General features: G+C 78.3%; 14 protein-coding genes and 1 riboswitch. Of the genes, 2 read left to right on the top strand and 12 right to left on the bottom strand.

All coding sequences use genetic code 11. The features are described from left to right. The first annotated feature begins 222 nt into the window (after nt 1–222). Both SM577_RS18520 and crcB read left to right on the top strand, forming a co-directional pair. Entirely contained in the window at nt 223–753 is a 531-nt protein-coding gene (locus SM577_RS18520; protein ID WP_474587504.1) for a fluoride efflux transporter FluC, read from the top strand. After that, nucleotides 750–1,112 carry a fluoride efflux transporter CrcB gene (crcB, locus tag SM577_RS18525; protein WP_474587505.1) on the top strand — a complete coding sequence of 121 codons (363 nt, stop codon included), beginning with the start codon at nt 750–752 and terminating at the stop codon, nt 1,110–1,112. The genes SM577_RS18520 and crcB overlap by 4 nt, the downstream gene beginning before the upstream one ends. A gap of 118 nt (nt 1,113–1,230) precedes the next feature. Here crcB and cobA read toward each other — a convergent pair whose 3' ends face one another. The 12 genes from cobA to cobN all read right to left on the bottom strand — a co-directional run bounded on the left by cobA (nt 1,231) and on the right by cobN (nt 17,682). Continuing rightward, entirely contained in the window at nt 1,231–2,889 is a 1,659-nt protein-coding gene (gene cobA / locus SM577_RS18530; protein WP_474587506.1) for a uroporphyrinogen-III C-methyltransferase, read from the bottom strand. Further along, complete coding sequence (locus SM577_RS18535) at nt 2,886–3,476, bottom strand: precorrin-8X methylmutase (RefSeq protein ID WP_302922199.1); 591 nt, start codon at nt 3,474–3,476, stop codon at nt 2,886–2,888. Before SM577_RS18535 ends, cobA begins: the two co-directional genes overlap by 4 nt. After that, a complete protein-coding gene (locus SM577_RS18540) occupies nt 3,473–3,709 on the bottom strand; it encodes a 4Fe-4S binding protein (protein WP_474587507.1) in 237 nt (78 codons plus the stop codon). The genes SM577_RS18535 and SM577_RS18540 overlap by 4 nt, the downstream gene beginning before the upstream one ends. After that, a complete protein-coding gene (gene cobJ / locus SM577_RS18545; RefSeq protein WP_474587508.1) occupies nt 3,697–5,550 on the bottom strand; it encodes a precorrin-3B C(17)-methyltransferase in 1,854 nt (617 codons plus the stop codon). Before cobJ ends, SM577_RS18540 begins: the two co-directional genes overlap by 13 nt. Continuing rightward, nucleotides 5,547–6,785, bottom strand: a complete 1,239-nt coding sequence (gene cbiE, locus SM577_RS18550) for a precorrin-6y C5,15-methyltransferase (decarboxylating) subunit CbiE (protein WP_474587509.1) — start codon at nt 6,783–6,785, stop codon at nt 5,547–5,549. The genes cobJ and cbiE overlap by 4 nt, the downstream gene beginning before the upstream one ends. Beyond that, the gene (locus tag SM577_RS18555; RefSeq protein ID WP_474587510.1) at nt 6,782–7,933 is read right to left on the bottom strand and encodes a cobalt-precorrin-5B (C(1))-methyltransferase; all 1,152 of its coding nucleotides are present in this window, start codon (nt 7,931–7,933) and stop codon (nt 6,782–6,784) included. Before SM577_RS18555 ends, cbiE begins: the two co-directional genes overlap by 4 nt. Then, nucleotides 7,930–8,790 (bottom strand): precorrin-4 C(11)-methyltransferase, encoded by an 861-nt coding sequence (gene cobM, locus SM577_RS18560; protein WP_474587511.1) that lies wholly within the window; start codon nt 8,788–8,790, stop codon nt 7,930–7,932. The genes SM577_RS18555 and cobM overlap by 4 nt, the downstream gene beginning before the upstream one ends. After that, nucleotides 8,787–9,512 carry a precorrin-2 C(20)-methyltransferase gene (cobI, locus tag SM577_RS18565; RefSeq protein WP_474587573.1) on the bottom strand — a complete coding sequence of 242 codons (726 nt, stop codon included), beginning with the start codon at nt 9,510–9,512 and terminating at the stop codon, nt 8,787–8,789. Before cobI ends, cobM begins: the two co-directional genes overlap by 4 nt. A gap of 155 nt (nt 9,513–9,667) precedes the next feature. After that, nucleotides 9,668–11,044, bottom strand: coding sequence for a cobyrinate a,c-diamide synthase (locus tag SM577_RS18570; RefSeq protein ID WP_302922193.1), 1,377 nt, complete (start codon nt 11,042–11,044; stop codon nt 9,668–9,670). Next, nucleotides 11,041–11,652, bottom strand: a complete 612-nt coding sequence (gene cobO, locus SM577_RS18575; protein ID WP_474587512.1) for a cob(I)yrinic acid a,c-diamide adenosyltransferase — start codon at nt 11,650–11,652, stop codon at nt 11,041–11,043. Before cobO ends, SM577_RS18570 begins: the two co-directional genes overlap by 4 nt. A gap of 76 nt (nt 11,653–11,728) precedes the next feature. Beyond that, nucleotides 11,729–14,017: a VWA domain-containing protein gene (locus SM577_RS18580; RefSeq protein ID WP_474587513.1), complete on the bottom strand. Its 2,289-nt coding sequence runs from the start codon at nt 14,015–14,017 to the stop codon at nt 11,729–11,731. Continuing rightward, entirely contained in the window at nt 14,014–17,682 is a 3,669-nt protein-coding gene (gene cobN, locus SM577_RS18585; RefSeq protein ID WP_474587514.1) for a cobaltochelatase subunit CobN, read from the bottom strand. Before cobN ends, SM577_RS18580 begins: the two co-directional genes overlap by 4 nt. A gap of 319 nt (nt 17,683–18,001) precedes the next feature. Beyond that, nucleotides 18,002–18,131, bottom strand: a riboswitch (cobalamin riboswitch). Between the last annotated feature and the right edge of the window lie 182 nt (nt 18,132–18,313).

Here is an 18,313-nt window from a genome sequence, read left to right on the forward strand (position 1 = left end):
GGGGACGGCACGGGGCGCTATGGCGGAACCCCGAGATCGCGACACGGCGGGCGGGGGCTGGTGGCGGCCCGCCGCGTCGCGACACGGCGGGCCGGCCGGGGGCCGCCAGGGCCGGCGCGGGAGGCCGAGCGGGGGCGGCACGGCGCGTGGAGCCGGTTCGCCCCGGGCGGTGACCCGGCGGGACCGGCCGGAGACCGGCCCGGGGCCGGCACGCCGGGCGTTATGCTGGCGCCCGCCGCCGGACGGCCGCTCGGCGGCACCCGCGGCTGGGGAGGAGACGTGACCGGTCCGGCCGAGCCGCCGCGGATCGATCCCGACGTCGACCTGCGGGTACCCGGTGACCGGGGCGAACTGGCCGCGCACCCGGCGGCGGTCCTCGGCGCCGTCTCCGCCGGGGGCGTGCTCGGCGCGCTGGCCCGCGCCGGCCTCCAGGCGGCGTTCCGGCACCACCCGGACGGCTTCCCCTGGGCGACCTTCGGGGTCAACCTCAGCGGCTGCCTGCTGATCGGCGTGCTGATGGCCGTGCTCGGCCGGTCCGGCGGCGGACGGCCGCTGGCCCGGCCGTTCCTCGGGGTGGGAGTGCTCGGCGGCTACACCACCTTCTCCACCTACGCGGTGGACGTGCACCGGGCGCTGCTGGCCGGCGCCCCGGCCACCGCCCTGGCGTACCTGGCCGCCACGCTGGTCGGGGCGCTGCTCGCGGTCTGGGCCGGGGACGCCGCGACCGACCGGTGGCTGCGGGGCCGCCGGTGACCGCCCTGCTCGTCGCGCTCGGCGCGGCCGTCGGCGCCCCGCTGCGCTACCTCACCGACCGGGCCGTGCAGGCCCGCCTCGGCTCGGCCTTCCCGTGGGGCACGCTCACGGTCAACGTGGCCGGGTCGTTGCTGCTCGGGGTGGTCACCGCACTGCCGACCGACCCGGCGGTGGGCGCGCTGGTGGGCACCGGCTTCTGCGGCGCCCTGACCACCTGGTCCACGCTGAGCTACGAGACGGTGCGGCTGGCGCGCGGTGGCCGCCGGCTGGCCGCGCTGCTCAACGTCACGGCCAGCCTCGCCGCCGGGTTCGCCGCCGCCACCGCCGGCTACGCGCTCGCCCGCGCCCTCACCGGCTGACCGGCCCGGGGGCGCCACCGGTCGACGGAGCGCCCAACCCGGGCCGACCCGGCCCGGGTTGGGCCGAGTCGTTCCCGACGTCAGCTCCACAGCCTGCGCTCGCCCCCACCCGCCGCCGTCAGCCGCCGGCGGCGCCGAGGGCGGCCACCGGGCCGACCACGAACACCGCCGGCGGCCGGAGGCCCTCCCGGGCGACCAGCGCCCCGATCCCGTCGAGCCGGGCCGCCACGGCACGCTGGCCGGGGTGCCCGGCGTCCTGCACGGCCAGCACCGGGGTGTCCGGGTCCCGCCCGTGTTCCACCAGCACCGCGGCGATCTTGTCGACGGTGTCCACCGCCATCAGCAGCACCAGGGTGCCCCGGGACCGGCCCAGCGCGGCCCAGTCCACCAGGGACTCCGGGTGCCCGGGCGGCAGGTGGCCGGAGACCACCGTGAACTCGTGCGCCACGCCCCGGTGGGTGACCGGCACGCCGGCCAGCGCGGGCGCGGCGACCGCGCTGGTCACCCCCGGCACCACGGTGACCGGCACGCCGGCCGCCGCGCAGGCCAGCACCTCCTCGTGGCCCCGCCCGAAGACGTACGGGTCGCCGCCCTTGAGCCGGACCACCCGCCGGCCCGCGCGGGCGTGCTCGACCAGGGCGGTGTTGATGGCCTCCTGGGCCATCGCCGGGCCCCGGGGCACCTTGGCCGCGTCGATGACCCGAACCCCGGGACGCAGGCCGGTGAGCAGGCCGCGCGGAGCCAGCCGGTCGACCACCACCACGTCAGCGGCGTCGAGCAGCGCCCGCCCCCGTACGGTGATCAGGTCGTCCGGCCCGGGGCCGCCGCCGACCACCGCCACCCGGCCCCGCCCGGGGTCGTGGTCGTGGCCGTGCTCCGGATCGCCGTCGCCGTGCTGGTGGTGATGGTGGTGGTGCCCGCCGACCGGGTCGTCGGGGTGGTCGTGCGGGGTCTGCGGCCGGCCCACCTTGTCGGCGAACCCCGGCAGCGCCACCCGGTACGCGCAGGTGTCACAGTTCATCCGGATGTCCCCGCGCAACGCCTCGGCGTGCCGCTCGAGCACCAGGTCGGCCAGCTCGTCGCAGTCGCCGATCAGGTCGGCCACCCGCACGTCGAGCTCCGGGTGCGCGGCGGCGTACGCGGCGGACCCGGCGACGATCCGGTCCGGCAGCACCCCGGCGAAGAGGAAGTACGGCGCCACCACGATCCGCCGCGCGCCGAGCCGGCGCAGCCGGTCCAGCACCCGGGGCACCGACGGTTCGGCGAGGGAGACGAAGCCGAACTCCACGCCGGCATAGCCGCGCCCCTCCCAGAGCAGCCGGGCCACCTTGGCCACCTCGGCGTTGGCGTCCGGGTCGGTGGACCCCCGCCCGATCAGCGCCACCCAGGTGTCGGCCCGCCCGTCGCCGGCCAGCGCCGCGTCGATCCGCTCGGCCAGGACGGTGTGCAGCAGCGGGTGCGGGCCGAGGGGGCGGCCGTAGCGGTAGCGCAGGCCCGGGTGGCGGTGCCGTTCCCGGGCCAGCGCGGCCGGGATGTCGCCCTTGCCGTGCCCGGCCGCGGTGAGCACCAGCGGCAGCGCGACCAGCGACCGGTGGCCCCGGCCGGCCAGCGCGCCGACCGCGTCGGCCAGCGGCGGGCGGGACAGCTCGATGAAGCCGCCCTCGACGTCGCCGACCGCCCCGGCGGCCCGCCGGCGGATCCGCTCGACCAGTGCGGTGAACTGCGCGACCCCGGCCGCGCTGCGCGTGCCGTGCCCGACGACGACCAGTGCGGTCATGGCTTCTCCTCGACGTAGAGCAGGGCGTTGAGGGCGGCGGCGGCGACCGCCGAGCCACCCTTCTCACTGCGGTTGGACACCCCGGGCAGGCCGCTGGCCCGCAGCGCCGCCTTCGCCTCGACGGCGCCGACGAAGCCGACCGGCAACCCGACCACCAGCGCCGGCCGGGCGTCCAGGGTGACCAGTTCGGCCAGGGCGGTGGGCGCGCAGCCGACCACCCAGACCGCGCCGGGGCCGACCCGGTCCAGCGCGATCCGGACCGCCGCCGCCGACCGGGTGAGGCCGGCCGCGCGGGCCAGCGCCGCGGTGGCCGCTTCGGCGACCGGGCAGAGCGCCTCCCGGCCGGTGATCCCGGCGGCCACCATGGCCACGTCGGTGACCACCGGCGCGCCGGCGCGCAGCGCGGCCAGCCCGCCGGCCAGTGCCGCCTCGACGCAGACCAGGTCGGTGACGTAGTCGAGGTCGGCGCTGGCGTGCACCACCCGTTCGATCACCGCGCGGGTCAGCGGCGGCAGGTGGGACAGGTCCACCCGGGACCGCAGGATCTCGTACGACCGCCGCTCGATCGGGTGGACGGCCCGGCTCACCGGGCGGCCGGGCATACGGCGCTGACCACTGTCGAACTCATCGGTTCCCCTCCACTGTCGGTGCCGGCGGCGCGGATCGCGTCCACCGGGCAGATCTCCAGGCACTCCAGGCAGCCGGTGCACCGGTCGGCGCGCACCTCCAGCCCGCCGGCCACCGGCCGCAGCGCGTGCGTCGGGCAGGTGAGCAGGCAGGCGCCGCAGCCCTGGCAGCCGTACACGGTCACGGCCGCCACCGGTACCCCCGCGGGGTGACCATCCGGCCGGCCACGAACCGGGTGCGGCTGCTGCCCACCACCACGACGCTGTACATGTCGACCAGCGCGGCGTCGACGGTGGCCAGGGTGGCCAGGTGCACCCGCTCGCCGGCGCGGCTGGCGTTGCGCACCACACCGACCGGGGTGTCCGGCAGGCGGTGCGCGGCGAGCAGCCGCAACGCGGCGGCGAGCTGCCAGTCCCGGGTGCGGCTGCGCGGGTTGTAGAGGACCGCCACCAGGTCACCCTCGGCGACGGCGGTCAGCCGGCGCGCGATGACCTCCCACGGGGTGTGCAGGTCGGACAGGCTCAGGTAGGCGTGGTCGTGGCCGAGCGGCGCGCCGAGCAGGGCCCCGGCGGCGAGGGCGGCGGTGATGCCGGGCACGCCGACCACGTCGATCCGCTCGTCGGCGTACTCCAGGGCGGGGCTGGCCATCGCGTACACCCCGGCGTCGCCGGAGCCGACCAGGGCCACCGCCTGCCCGGCGGCCGCCTCGGCGACGGCGGCGCGGGCCCGGGCCTCCTCGGCGCCCAGCCCGCTGGCGAGCACCCGGGTGCCCGGGCGCAGCAGGTCGCGCACCTGGTCGACGTACTGGTCGAGGCCGACCACCACGGCGGCCCGGCGCAGCTCGGCGACCGCGCGCGGGGTGCGCAGGTCGGCCGCGCCGGGGCCGAGGCCGACGATCGCGAGCCGGCCGCGCGGGGCGTGCCGGGCCACCGCGACGGTGGCCATCGCGGTCGCGGTCTTCGGCACCAGCAGCTCGGCCTCGCCGCCGAGCAGCGCGGCCGCCTCGGCGACGCTCGGCGTGCCGACCGCGGCGCGGACCACCTCGCTGGGGTGCGGCACGTCGACCGCCGCCAGCGCCGCGGCGGGATAGGTCACCAGGGGTACGCCGAGCGCGTCCGCGGTGGCCCGGATGCCCGCCTCGTCGGCCTTGACGTCGGCGCTGGCCAGGTGGCGCAGGCTGGCCGGGCTCAGCCCGGCGGCGGCGAGCACCCGGTCGAGCAGCTCGCGCACCTGCGCGGCGGGCACCCCGCGGCTGGCGCCGACCCCGGCGACCAGCGACGGGGGTCGCAGCACGGCGGTCCGCCCGTCGAGCGGCACCAGCCGGTCGGTGACCAGCAGCCGGTATCCGCCGCCGGCCGCCGGCCCGGCGTCCACCACCGGCCCGGCGTCCCGCGACGGTGCGGCGTCCACCGTGGGCCCGGCCTGCGCGGTCGCATCCGCACCCGCGCCAGCAGCGGCGGTCGCGGCCGGACCGGGCAGGTCCGGACCGGGGCGGACGTTGGGCGGCAGCGCTGGCAGCGGCCAGGCGGCGTCGGCGACCAGCGCGACCGGTTCGCCGTCGAGGACGGCGCGGCCGACCGCGGCGACCGCGCCCTCGACCGGCCAGCCGAGCGTGTCCAGCCCCGGCAGGCCGGCCGCGTCGGAGGCGGTGGTCACCACCGGCCGCGCGTCGAGCAGCGCGCCGACCCGTCCGGCGAGGTCGTTGGCGCCGCCGGCGTGCCCGCCGAGCAGCGCGACGGCGTGCCGGGCCGCCTCGTCGACCACCACCACTGCCGGGTCGGTGCGCTTGTCGCCGAGCAGCGGCGCGAGGACGCGCACCACCGCCCCGGTGGCCAGGAACGCCACCACCGCGTCGCACTCCGCCCAGGCGGTGCGCAGCGCGTCGGCGACGGTCGGGCCGGTCACCGGCCGGGCGTGCGGCCAGGCGTCGGCGAGCACGCGGGCGTGCCGGCGGCCGGCGGCGGTGGCCGCGACGAGTCCGATCCGGCCGGCGCGGGGCGCTCCGGCCGGCGCGGCGGTGGTCGGGTGGTTCACGGGCGCTCCCCGGTGAGGACGACCACAGGGTTGGTGGCCGCGAGTCGGATGGATCCGCCGGGCAGGTCGGCGAGGCGGGCGGCGCCGAGTTGGACGCCCTCGACGGCGTAGCCGGCGGCGCGCAGCAGCCCGACCGCCAGGGCGACCCGGTCCACCGCGGCGAGGGTGACCACCACCCGGTCGGGGGCGCGGCGGGCCACGGCGGCGAGTGCGTCGGTGCCACCGCCGCCGACGAAGACGGCGTCCGCTTCGGGCAGCCCGCGCAGCGCCTCCGGGGCGGCGCCGGTCACCACCCGGACGTCGACGCCGTGCCGGTCGGCGTTGACCCGGACCAGCCCGGCGGCGGCCGGGTCCCGGTCCACCGCGACGACCGCCGCGCCGAGCAGCGCGCACTCGACGCCGACCGAGCCGCTGCCCGCGCCCACGTCCCAGACCAGCCGGCCGAGCCGGGGGCGCAGCCGGGCCACCGCCAGGGCGCGGACCTCGGACTTGGTGATCATGGAGTGCCGGTGTGCGTAGGCGTCCTCGGGCAGCGCCCAGCCGCCGGCCGGCGCGGCGGCCGGCTGGTTGTCGGTCCGCATCCCGGCGGCACGGCCGGTTCCGGGGTCGGCCAGGCAGAGCAGCACGTGCGGGTCGGCCCAGCTCCGCGCGGCGGCCTCGGCCGGGCTGGTCTCGACGACCCGTTCGGCGTCGCCGCCCAGGTGCTCGGCCACCACCAGCCGGCGGGTCCAGCCGGCCAGCCCGGCACCGATCTCGGCCGCCCCGGCGCCGGGCGCGGTGAGCACCGCCACCGTCGGCAGGGCCCGGCAGGCGTTCAGCGCCGGCCGCGGGTCCCGTCCGTGCGCGCTCACCACGACCGCGTCGTCCCACGGCCGGCCGGCCCGGGCGAACGCGGCGGCCACGCTCGACACCGCCGGCAGCACCCGCGGGCGCAGCCCGGCGGCGCGCAGCCGGCGGACGATGCCGAAGAAGCCGGGATCGCCGCTGGCCAGCACGACGGCGGGAGTGCCGGCGGCGACGGCGGCGGCGAGCCGGTCCAGCGCGGGGGCGAGCGGCCCCAGCGCGACGGTGGCGCAGCCGGGCGGCACCGGCAGCGCGGCGAGGTGCCGGGCCGCGCCGACCACCAGGCCGGCGCCGGCCAGCGTCGCGGCGAGCCCGGGGTGTGCCGGGCGACCCGCGGCGTCGACCCCCACGACGGTCAACCCGGGCGTCCGGTCGCCCTCGCCCGCCGTCATGCCGCCCACCGGCCGGAGGAGGCGACCACCCGGGAGCCGGCGAAGTCCACCATCGCCACGTCGACGGCCACCGGGTGGCCGGCGAAGCGCAGCAGCACCTGGCGGACCCGCCGGCAGAGCAGGTCACCGGCCGCCCCGAGCAGGCCGGCCGCCGCCCACAGCTCGTACGCGTGCCGGCCGGTGTTGGCGGCGACGACCGCGGCGACCAGGTCGGCGTCGCCGCCGGCCTCGGCGGTGACCGCGCCGAGCAGCGACAGGTCGACCCTGGACCGGGTGTAGTGGGTCATCAGCACGCCGGCGGCGAGCTTGGCCAGCTTGCCGGCCATGCCGACGAAGACCACCCCGGTCAGGCCGTCGGCGACCGCGGCGGTGACCGCCGCGCCGGTGAAGTCGCCCACCTCGACGAAGCAGACCTCCGGCAGCTCCGGCAGCAGCTCCCGGGCGGCCCGCTCGGTGCGCCCGCCGGTGCAGAGCACCACGGTCCGCTGGCCCTGCGCGGCCATCACGTGCACCGCCTGCACCACGCTGGCCCGCCAGGAGGCGGTGGAGAACGGGCGGACGATCCCGGTGGTGCCGAGGATCGAGATGCCGCCGACGATGCCGAGCCGCCGGTTGGTGGTCTTGCGCGCCATGACCTCGCCGCGCGGCACGCTGATCACCACGTGCACGCCGGCGCGGGTCAGGTCGACCACCTCCGCCACCGCTTCGGTGATCATGCGTCGCGGGGTGTCGTTGATGGCCGGCCCGCCGACCGGCAGCCCGAGGCCCGGCCGGGTGACCGTGCCGACGCCGTCGCCGCCGGCCAGCCGCAGCCCGGGCGGCGCCGACCAGCGCACCGTGGCGGTCAACTCCGCGCCGTGGGTGACGTCCGGGTCGTCCCCGGCGTCCTTGACCACCACCGCCTCCGCCCACGGCGCCGGACCGGCGGCCAAGTCGCACCGGCTGACCGCGAAGCGCACCCGCCGCCCGGCCGGCAGCCCGATCTCCACCTCCCGCTGCGGCACGCCGGTGACCAGCGCGGTCACCGCCGCCTTCGCCGCCGCCGTGGCGCAGGCGCCGGTGGTCCAGCCGGTGCGCAGCGCGGTGGGCCGGACCTTCGCGGTACGCGGCAGGTCCGGCTCGCGCAGCGGCGGCTCCGCGTACGTCATGCCCGGGGCCCGTCCCCCGGCCCGGCGTCCCGGGCCCGGCGCAGCTCGGCCCGGGCGGACGGCTCCGCCCGGCGGAAGGTGTGGAAGTGCCCGGGGTGGTAGAGGTGCGAGCGGGTGCCGGCGGCGGCCAGCGCCGGACCGACCAGGAACAGGGTGTGCTTCCAGAACCGGTGCTCCTTCACGGTGGCCGCCAGGGTGCCGACCGTGCAGCGCACCACCAGCTCGTCCGGCCAGGTCGCCTGGTACGCCACGACGGCCGGGGTGTCCGCCGGGTAGCCGCCGGCCAGCAGCTCGGCCTGCACCTGCCCGGAGCGGGCGGCGGAGAGGAAGAGCGCCATGGTGGTGCCGTGCCGGGCGAAGTCGCGTACCCGCTCCCCCGGCGGCATCGGCGTCTTGCCGCCCTCCAGCCGGGTGAGGATCACCGACTGGGCCACCTCGGGGACTGTCAGTTCGCGGCCGACGATCGCGGCGACCGCGGTGAACGAGGAGACCCCGGGCACCACCTCGACCGCCAGCCCGAGCGCCCGGCACAGGTCGAGCTGCTCCTGCACCGCACCCCAGAGCGCCGGGTCGCCGGAGTGGATCCGGGCCACGGCCAGCCCCTCGGCGGCAGCCCGCCGGTAGAGCGGGAGCACCCCCTCGATGGGCAGCTGCGAGGAATCGACGATCTCGGCGCCGGGACGGGCGTACCCGAGCACGTCGGCGTGCACCAGGCTGGCCGCCCAGATCACCACGTCGGCGGCGCCGATCGCCCGGACGGCCCGCAGGGTGAGCAGGTCCGCCGCGCCGGGGCCGGCGCCGACGAAGCACACCCGGCCGGCCGGCGTCGCCCGCTCGGCGGTTTCCGCGCTGGTCACAGCTTTCCTCCCCGACGGTCGCGGCGGGCCGGGACCAGCAGCGTGGACAGGTACGGCAGGTCGTCGCCGGCCAGCTCGACCGGGCCGACCCGCTCGCCGGGCAGCCCGAGCCCCCGGCCCAGCACGGCCTCGCCGAGCCGGTCCTGCCGGCGCAGCTCCGCGACCAGGTCGGCGTGCCGCCGCCAGCCCTTGTAGGCGACCACGCTGCCCGGTCCGGCGAGCGCGTCGGCGAAGAGCGCCAGCCCGGCGGTGGCCGGCAGCAGGGTCAGCGGCTCCCGGCCCTCGCAGAGCGGGACGCCGCTGCGCGCGGAGAGTTCCTGCATGGCGGTGATCCCGGGCACCGTGCGCACCTCGACCGACGGGCGCAGCGCCCGGACGGTCTGCGCCAGGTAGCCGAAGGTGGAGTAGACGTTCGGGTCGCCGATGGTGGCGAAGGCCAGCGCCCGCGCGCCGCCGTCGACCGCGCCGACCACCGCCCGGGCGGCGGCGTCCCAGGCGCGTTCCCGGCGACGGGTCACCCCGCCCCGGTCGTCCAGGGCGAACGGCAGCCGGTGCAGCCGGTCCGCGGCGACGTGCCCGGCGACGGTGGTCTCGGCCCGCCCGGGCCTCGCGGCGAGCCGGTCCAGCACGGGTACGAAGACCACGTCGGCCTCGGCCAGCACCCGGACCGCCCGGAGGGTGAGCAGCTCCGGATCGCCCGGACCGACCCCGACCCCGGTCAGCGTGGCGGCGTCGGCCGGCCCGGACCGGCCGGCGCCCGGCCCGGGCGGGCCGGTGTCAGCGCGCGCGGTCACCGGCTGGCCGCCGGCCAGGCGGCGGGCGGAGGGCGGCTCGGCCGGGGCGCCGCGATCGTCCGCCGGGATGCCGTTCCGCGCGGTCACCGGCTGGCCGCCTCGACCAGGCGGCGGGCGGCCCGCGGGTGGCCGGCCCAGTGCGTGTGCAGGTAGGACGCGTGCACTGCGCCGGCGACGAAGCCGTGCTGGGCGCCGTCCCAGCGCCACGCCGGCCGGTCGCCGTGGCCCGGGTCGGTGGCGGTGCGGTGGAACTCGTGCCCGCGTACCGGGTCGCCGGCGCGGGCCAGCGGGGAGTCGGTGGCGGCCACCGCGTCGCGGTAGCCGAGGGTGAGCCGGTCGGTCATCCGGGCGGTGAGGTCGAGCCGGCCGCACATCGGCGCGCCGTCCAGGCAGCGGCCGAGGTAGAGCAGCCCGGCGCACTCGGCGAGCACCGGGCCGTCGAAGCCGGCCAGCTCGGCGCGGAGCGCCGTGTTGTCGGCGAGCTGCCCCGCGTACGCCTCGGGGAAGCCGCCGCCGACGACCACCGCGCGGGTACCGGCGGGCAGCGCCGGGTCGCGCAGCGGGTCGAAGCCGGCCACCTCGGCGCCGGCCGCGACCAGCAGTTCGGCGTGCTCGGCGTAGCAGAAGGTGAAGGCCGGTCCGCCGGCGACCGCGACGACCGGGCGGCCGGCGCCGGCCGGGCCGCCGACGGCGGCGGCCGGGTCCCAGGCCGGCGCGGTCAGCGGCGGGGCGGTGCGGGCCAGCGCCAGCACCGCGTCCAGGTCCACGGTGGACTCGACCAGGTCGGCGAGGGCGGCCACCGTGGCGACGGACTCCGGCGCCCGCTCGGCGACCGGCACCAGCCCGAGGTGGCGCGACGGCGCGGCCACCGCGGCGGCCCGCGCGACCGCCCCGAGCACCGGTACGCCCACCTCGGCGAGCGCGTCGCGCAGCAGCGTCTCGTGCCGGGCCGAGCCGACCCGGTTGAGCAGCACGCCGCCGATCCGCACGGCCGGGTCGAACGCGGCCATGCCGAGCGCCAGCGCGGCGGCGGAGCGGCCCTGCGCGGTGGTGTCCAGCACCAGCAGCACCGGGGCGTCGACCAGCCGCGCGACGTGTGCGGTGGAGGCGAAGCCGCGCCGGCCGACCGCGCCGTCGTGCAGCCCCATCACCCCCTCGATCACCGCCACGTCGGCCGGCACCGGCACGGACGCGCCGTGCCGCAGCAGCGGCGCGATCCGTTCCTCGCCGACCAGCCAGGGGTCGAGGTTGCGGCCGGGCCGGCCGGCGGCGAGGGCGTGGTAGCCGGGGTCGATGTAGTCGGGGCCGACCTTGTGCGGGCTGACCGCCAGGCCGCGGCGGCGCAGCGCGGCGAGCAGCCCGGTGGCGACGGTGGTCTTGCCGTGCCCACTGGCCGGCGCGGCCACCACCACCCGGGGCAGCGCCCACGGCGCGGCGGGTTCGGCGGCGGGGCGGGTCACCACTCGATGCCCTTCTGGCCCTTCTGGCCGGCGTCCATCGGGTGCTTGACCTTCACCAGTTCGGCGACCAGGTCGGCGGCGGCGACCAGCCGCGGGTCGGCGTCCCGGCCGGTGATGACCACGTGCTGGAACCCGGGGCGGTTCGCCAGGGTGTCGACCACCTCGTCGACGTCCACCCAGCCCCACGTCATCGGGTAGGTGAACTCGTCGAGCACGTAGAGGCCGTAGCGCTGGGCGGCCAGGTCGCGCTGGATCTGCCGCCAGCCCTCCAGGGCGTCGGCGGCGTGGTCGGCGGCGCCGCCGCGCTGGATCCACGACCAGCCCTCGCCCATCTTGTGCCAGGCCACCGGGGCGCCCTGGCCGGTGTGCCGGTGCACCTCGCCGAGCGCGCGGAAGGCGTTCTCCTCGCCGACCCGCCACTTGGCGCTCTTGACGAACTGGAACACCCCGACCGGCAGGCCGGCCGTCCAGGCCCGCAGCGCCAGCCCGAACGCCGCGGTGGACTTCCCCTTCATCTGCCCGGTGTGGACGATCAGCAGTGGGCGGTTGCGCCGCTGCCGGGTGGTCAGCCCGTCGGCGGGTACGTGGCTCGGCTTCCCCTGCGGCATCAGGCGGCGCTCCTTCTCGATCGGTCTTCCCCGGCGATCTTGCAGTTTGGGTCCGTGATTTCTGCGCTTTCGTCCGTCATGCCCGGGCCCGAAGTGCAAGATCGCGGGACTGGGTGGGGTGGGCGGCGAGATGGGTCAGGGGGGCGGTGGCGATCTCGGCCAGGGGGTGGTGGTCGGCGGCGAGGTGGGTGGCGAGGCGGCGGGCCAGGTGGAGGCGGACCGGGCCGGACTCGCAGTCGACGACGACGCAGGGGGCGCCGGTGGCGGCGAGCACGCCCGCCGCGCGGGCGGCCCGGTCCAGCGGCCGGTCGCCGGCGGTGGCCCGGCCGTCGGTGAGCACCAGCACCAGCGGGCGCCGCCGGGGGTCGCGCAGCCGCTCCACCCGGAGCAGCTCGGCGGCGGCCAGCAGCCCTTCGGCCAGCGGGGTGCGCCCGCCGGTGGGCAGGTCGGCGAGCCGGGCCGACGCGGCCAACACCGACGAGGTCGCGGGCAGCAGGGTCTGCGCGCCGGCGCCCCGGAAGGCGACCACGGCGACCTTGTCCCGGCGCTGGTAGGCGTCGGTGAGCAGGGCGAGCACGGCGCCCTTGACGGCGGCCATCCGCTGCCGGGCGCCCATCGACCCGCTGGCGTCCACCACGAAGAGCACCAGGTTGCCCTCGCGCCCCTCGCGGACCGCCTCGCGCAGGTCGACCGGGCGCAGCCGCAGCGGCCCGACGGTGCGGCCCCGGGCGGCCTGGTGCGGCGCGGCGGCCCGCAGCGTCGCCGGCAGGTGCAGCGCGCCGGGGCGGCCGGCCGGCACCCGGGCGCCGGTGGTCCGGCCCCGTCCGGTGCGGGCCCGGGACCGGCGCCCCGGCACGCCGTCACCGACGCCGGGCGCGGTGAGCAGCCGGGCCTTCAGGCCCTGCCGAGGGACGGCCACCGGCTGCCCGCCCGCGCCGGGCGGGCCGGCCGGACCGGTCCGGCCGGAGCCGCCGCCCGTGCCGGTCTGCCCGGTGTCGGCCGGACCGGCCGCCGGGTCGTCGGATCGGCCCGGCACCTCGCCGGCGTCGCCGGAAGAGAAGGGTCCGCTGCCGGCGGCCCGGTCCCGGTCGGCGGCACCGGGCCCGGCGTCCGGTCCGCCCGCGCCGCTCGGCGGGACGCCGGCGGAGCCGTGGTCGTCCCGGGACCCGTCGGATGGGCCGTCGTCGCGGGTGCCGCCGGGACCGCCGTGCGGGCCGGGACCGGGGGTGTCGGGGCCGCCGCGCGGGCCGCCGCCGGAACCGCCCGGGCCGCCGGGGTCGTCGTCGGGGCCGTCGTCACCGGCCCAGTCCAGGGCCTCGTCGAGGCGCTTCTCGTCCAGGCCGGGGGTGTCGAACGGGTCCCGGCGGCGGCGGTGCGGCAGCGCCAGCCGGGCGGCCACCCGGACGTCCTCGACGGTGACCGCGTCCCGGCCGTGCCAGGCGGCGTGCGCGAGCGCGGTGCGCGCGGTGACGATGTCGGCGCGCATGCCGTCAACGTCGAAGGCGGCGCAGACCTCGGCGATCTGGCGCAACGCGGCGTCGGGCAGCCGCACGCCGTCCAGCCGCCGCCGGGCGGTGGCCACCCGGTGGGCGATCTCGGCGTCCGCGGCGGCCCAGCGGGCGGCGAAGCCGACCGGGTCGGCGTCGGCGGCGAGCCGGCGGCGGACCACCTCGACCCGGACGGCGGGATCGCGGCTGGCGCCCACCTCGACGGTGAGCCCGAACCGGTCGAGCAGCTGCGGGCGCAGCTCCCCCTCCTCCGGGTTCATCGTGCCGACCAGCAGGAACCGGGCGGCGTGGCTGACCGAGACGCCTTCGCGCTCGACGTGGCAGCGGCCCATCGCGGCCGCGTCGAGCAGCAGGTCGACCAGGTGGTCGTGGAGCAGGTTGACCTCGTCGACGTAGAGCACCCCGCGGTGCGCGGCGGCGAGCAGGCCGGGCTCGAACGCGCGGACCCCGTCGGCGAGGGCCCGTTCCAGGTCGAGCGAGCCGACCACCCGGTCCTCGGCGGCGCCGACCGGCAGCTCCACCAGCCGGGCGGGGCGGCGCTCGGCCGGCGGCGCGGCCGGGTGCGGGCCGTCCGGGCAGGCCGGGTCGGGGGCGGCGGGGTCGCAGGCGAACCGGCAGCCGGCCACCCGGTCGACCGGCGGCAGCAGCGCGGCGAGCGCGCGGACGGCGGTGGACTTGGCGGTGCCCTTCTCGCCGCGCACCAGCACCCCGCCGATGGCCGGGCTGACCGCGTTGAGCAGCAGCGCGAGCCGCATGTCGGCCATGCCGAGCACGGCGCTGAACGGGTAGCCGGTCACTGCGCTGCCTTCCGTTCGCGACTGCGGGGCTCGCAGAACCGGCTCACTCCTCGCGCTCACTGCCGCTCCTCCAGGTCGCCCTCGGTGGTCAGGTACGTCTCCCGGAGCCGGTCCAGGGTGGCCGGGGCGGGCGCGGCCCACAGGCCCCGGTCGGCGGCCTCCAGCAGCCGCTCGGTGATGCCGCGCAGCGCCCACGGGTTGGACCGCTCCAGGAACTCCCGGGTGGTCTCGTCGAAGACGTACGCGGCCGCCAGGTGCTCGTACATCCAGTCGTCGACCACGCCGGCGGTGGCGTCGTAGCCGAACAGGTAGTCCACGGTGGCGGCCAGCTCGAAGGCACCCTTGTAGCCGTGCCGGCGCATGGCCGCGATCCACTTCGGGTTGACCACCCGGGCCCGGAACACCCGCCGGGTCTCCTCGCCCAGCGTCCGGGTCCGCACGTCGTGCGGCATCGCCGAGTCGCCGACGTACGCGGCCGGGGCGGCGCCGGTGAGGTGGCGGACCATCGCCACCATCCCGCCGTGGTACTGGAAGTAGTCGTCGGAGTCGACGATGTCGTGCTCGCGGGTGTCCTGGTTCTTCACCGCCACCGCGATCCGGGCGAAGGAGCGTTCCATGTCCGCCCGCGCCTCCCGCCCCTCCAGCCCCCGGCCGTAGGCGTAGCCGCCCCAGACCGCGTACACCTCGGCCAGGTCGGCGTCGCTGCGCCAGTTGCGGGCGTCGATCAGCGGCAGCAGCCCGGCGCCGTACGCGCCCGGTTTGGAGCCGAAGATGCGGGCGGTGGCCCGGCGTTCGTCGCCGTGCTCGGCCAGATCGGCGGCGACGTGCGCGCGGACGTGGTTGTCGGCGGCCGGCTCGTCGAGGGCGGCGACCAGCCGCACGGCGTCGTCGAGCAGCGCGACGACGTGCGGGAAGGCGTCCCGGAAGAAGCCGGAGATGCGCACCGTGACGTCGATCCGGGGCCGGCCCAGCTCCGCCAGCGGCACCACCTCGACGCCGGTGACCCGGCGGGACCGGTCGTCCCAGGTGGGCCGGCAGCCGAGCAGCGCGAGCACCTCGGCGATGTCGTCGCCCTGGGTCCGCATGGCGCTGGTGCCCCAGACGGTGAGCCCGACCGAGCGCGGGTACCCGCCGGTGTCGGCGAGGTGCCGGGCGAGCAGCGAGTCGGCGAGCGCCACGCCGACGTCCCAGGCGTTGCGGCTGGGGATCGCCTTCGGGTCGACGGAGTAGAAGTTCCGCCCGGTGGGCAGCACGTTGACCAGGCCGCGGGTGGGCGAGCCGGACGGGCCGGGCGGCACGAACCGGCCGTCGAGCGCGGCCAGCGTGTGCGCCAGTTCGTCGGTGGTCCGCTCCAGCCGGGGCACCAGTTCGGTGGCGGCGAAGCGGAGCACCGCGGCGGCGTCCGGGACGGCCCGGCCGGTGACCTCCTCGACCACCGCGTCGACCTTGTCGGGCGCCCAGCCGAGGGTCTCCATGCCGACCACCAGCCGCCGGGCGAGCGCCTCGATCAGGTCCACCGCGTCGGCGGCGGTGCCGGCCGGCCCGTCGACGGTGTCGCTCAGCGCCTCCGGCGCGGTCAGCCGCTCCCCGGGCGCGGCGAGCAGCGCCTGCTCGTCCAGCCCGTACGCGGCGGCGAGCGCCTGCCGCAGGCCGGGCAGCGCGTACCGGCCACCCCAGACCTGCGGGGCGCGCAGCACGGCGAGGACGAGGTTCACCCGCGGCTCGCCGGTGGGCGCGGCGGCGAGAACGTGCAGCCCGTCGCGGATCTGCACGTCCTTGACCTCGCACAGGTAGCCGTCGAGGTGCAGCACGAAGTCGTCGAAGTCGTCCTCGCCGGGCATCTGCTCGGTGTGCAGGTCGTGGTGCAGCTCGGCGGCGCGCACCAGCGCCCAGATCTGGGCCCGCACGGTGGGCACCTTGGCCGGGTCGAGGGCCTGCACGGTGGCGTACTCGTCGAGCAGCTGCTCCAGCCGGGCCAGGTCGCCGTACGTCTCGGCGCGGGCCATCGGCGGCACCAGGTGGTCCACGACCACGGCGTGCGCGCGGCGCTTGGCCTGGGTGCCCTCGCCGGGGTCGTTGACGATGAACGGGTAGACCAGCGGCAGGTCGCCGAGGACGGCGTCCGGGGCGCAGCCGGCGGCCAGCCCGAGTCCCTTGCCGGGCAGCCATTCCAGGGTGCCGTGCTTGCCCAGGTGCACCACCGCGTCGGCGCCGAAGCCGCCGTCGGCGACCGGCGCGGCCAGCCACCGGTACGCGGCCAGGTAGTGGTGGCTGGGCGGCAGGTCCGGGTCGTGGTAGATGGCGATCGGGTTCTCCCCGAAGCCGCGCGGCGGCTGGATGAGCAGCACGACGTTGCCGAACCGCAGCCCGGCCAGCACGATGTCCCCGCCGTCGGTGTAGAGCTCGCCGGGGGGCTCGCCCCAGTGCTCACGCATCCGTTCGCGCAGCTCGGCGGGCAGCTGGTCGAACCAGCGGCGGTAGCGGTCGCCGGGCACCCGGGCGGGCGCGGCGGCGAGCTGCTCGGGGGTGAGCCACTCGACGTCGTGCCCGCCGGCGGCGATGAGGGCGTGGATGAGCGCGTCCCCGTCGTCGGGCACACGGGCGTCGCCGAGGTGGTAGCCGGCCTCGGCGAGCGCGCCGAGCAGCCGGACCGCCGAGGCGGGGGTGTCCAGCCCGACCGCGTTGCCGACCCGGGAGTGCTTCGTCGGGTATGAGCTGAGCACCACCGCGACCCGCTTCCGCGCGTTCGGCAGCCGCCGCAGCCGGGCCTGCCGCACCGCGACGCCGGCGACCCGGGCGGCGCGTTCCGGGTCGGCGACGTAGCCCGAGAGCCCGTCGGCGTCGATCCGCTTGAACGAGAACGGCACGCTGATGATGCGGCCGTCGAACTCGGGGACGGCCACCTGCATGGCGGCGTCCAGCGGGGACAGTCCGGCGTCGCTGCCGGCCCACTGCTCCCGGGTGCTGGTCAGGCAGAGCGCCTGGATCACCGGCACGTCGAGGGCGGCGAGCGCGCCCACGTCCCAGGCGTCCTCGTCGCCGCCGCCGGAGGCGTCCGCGGCGACCGTGCCGCCGGCGGCGAGCACGGTGACCAGCAGGGCGTCGCAGCCGGCGAAGAGGCCCAGCGGCCCGGCGCCCGAGGTGAGCCCGCGCAGCGAGCCGCAGAAGATCGGCAGCGGGTTGCCACCGGCGGCGTCGACCGCGGCGGCCAGGGTGTCCACGAAGGCGGTGTTCCCGGCGAGGGCGTGCGCCCGGTAGAAGACGATGCCGACGGTCGGCCGGTCCGGGTCGGCGGGGTGCTCGCCGTGCACGCCGTAGGCCGGGGTGGGCGCGGGCGGGGCGAAGCCCTCGCCGGTGAGCAGCACCGTGTCGGAGAGGAACCGGGCCAGCTGGGCGAGGTTGGCCGGCCCGCCCTCGACCAGGTAGGCCAGCGCCTCGGTGGCCACTCCGGACGGCACGGTGGAGGCGGCCATCAGCTCCGCGTCCGGCACCGCCTCGCCGCCGAGCACCACCGTGGGCACGCCGGAGGCGAGCACCGTGGCCAGCCCGTCCGGCCACGCCTGCCGGCCGCCGAGCAGGCGTACGACCGCGAGGTGGACGCCGTCGAGCAGCGCGGGCACGGCGTCGGCGGCGACCCGGGCCGGGTTGGCCAGCCGGTAGTCGGCGCCGCTGGCCCGGGCGGCGAGCAGGTCGGTGTCGGCGGTGGAGAGCAGCAGGATGCGCACGAATGGCTCCGGAGAGTGACGCCCACCCGGTCGACGGAGGCGGCCGGGCGCGGCGGGACGGGTGCTGGTTCAGCGGACGGGCGGCGCCGGCGGCCGGCTCACCGGCGGCGGGCCGGTGCCGGGACGCGGCAGGGTGCGGAACTCAGCGGTGAACGACGGTGCGGCGGCCCGCGGCGGGCGCGGCGGCGCGGCGGCTCAAGGCGGCGGGTGCGCTGGCGCGGCCGGGCCGGGTACGGCGGCCGCCGCCGACGATGGAGACGCGGTGCGTCATCGGGTCCTCCTCGGGTGTCCACGCCCTGGGGTCAACTCCCGACGGCCGAAGTATCCTGGCTCCCGGATCGACGCTCACCCCCGGCCTTCCAACCGCGCACGCACGGCCGTGACTCACGAGGGGGGATCGCTCCCCGGTGACAGTGGCGGGACCGCGCCGGAATCGCACCGGCTTCCTTCACTGCCGTCAGGCCGGGAATGCTGCCACACCCGCCGGGTACCGGTCAACGCGCCCTCGCCGCCCCGCGTCGCCCTGCGCCGCCGTCGAACCGCTCCGATCCGCGCGGAGCCGCATCGCTCCACCACCCGGGCTCTGCGTCAACCCACGCAACGGTTCCCGCCCGCTGAGGCCGCGTGGGTT

Source organism: Micromonospora desertarenae (assembly GCF_056150265.1).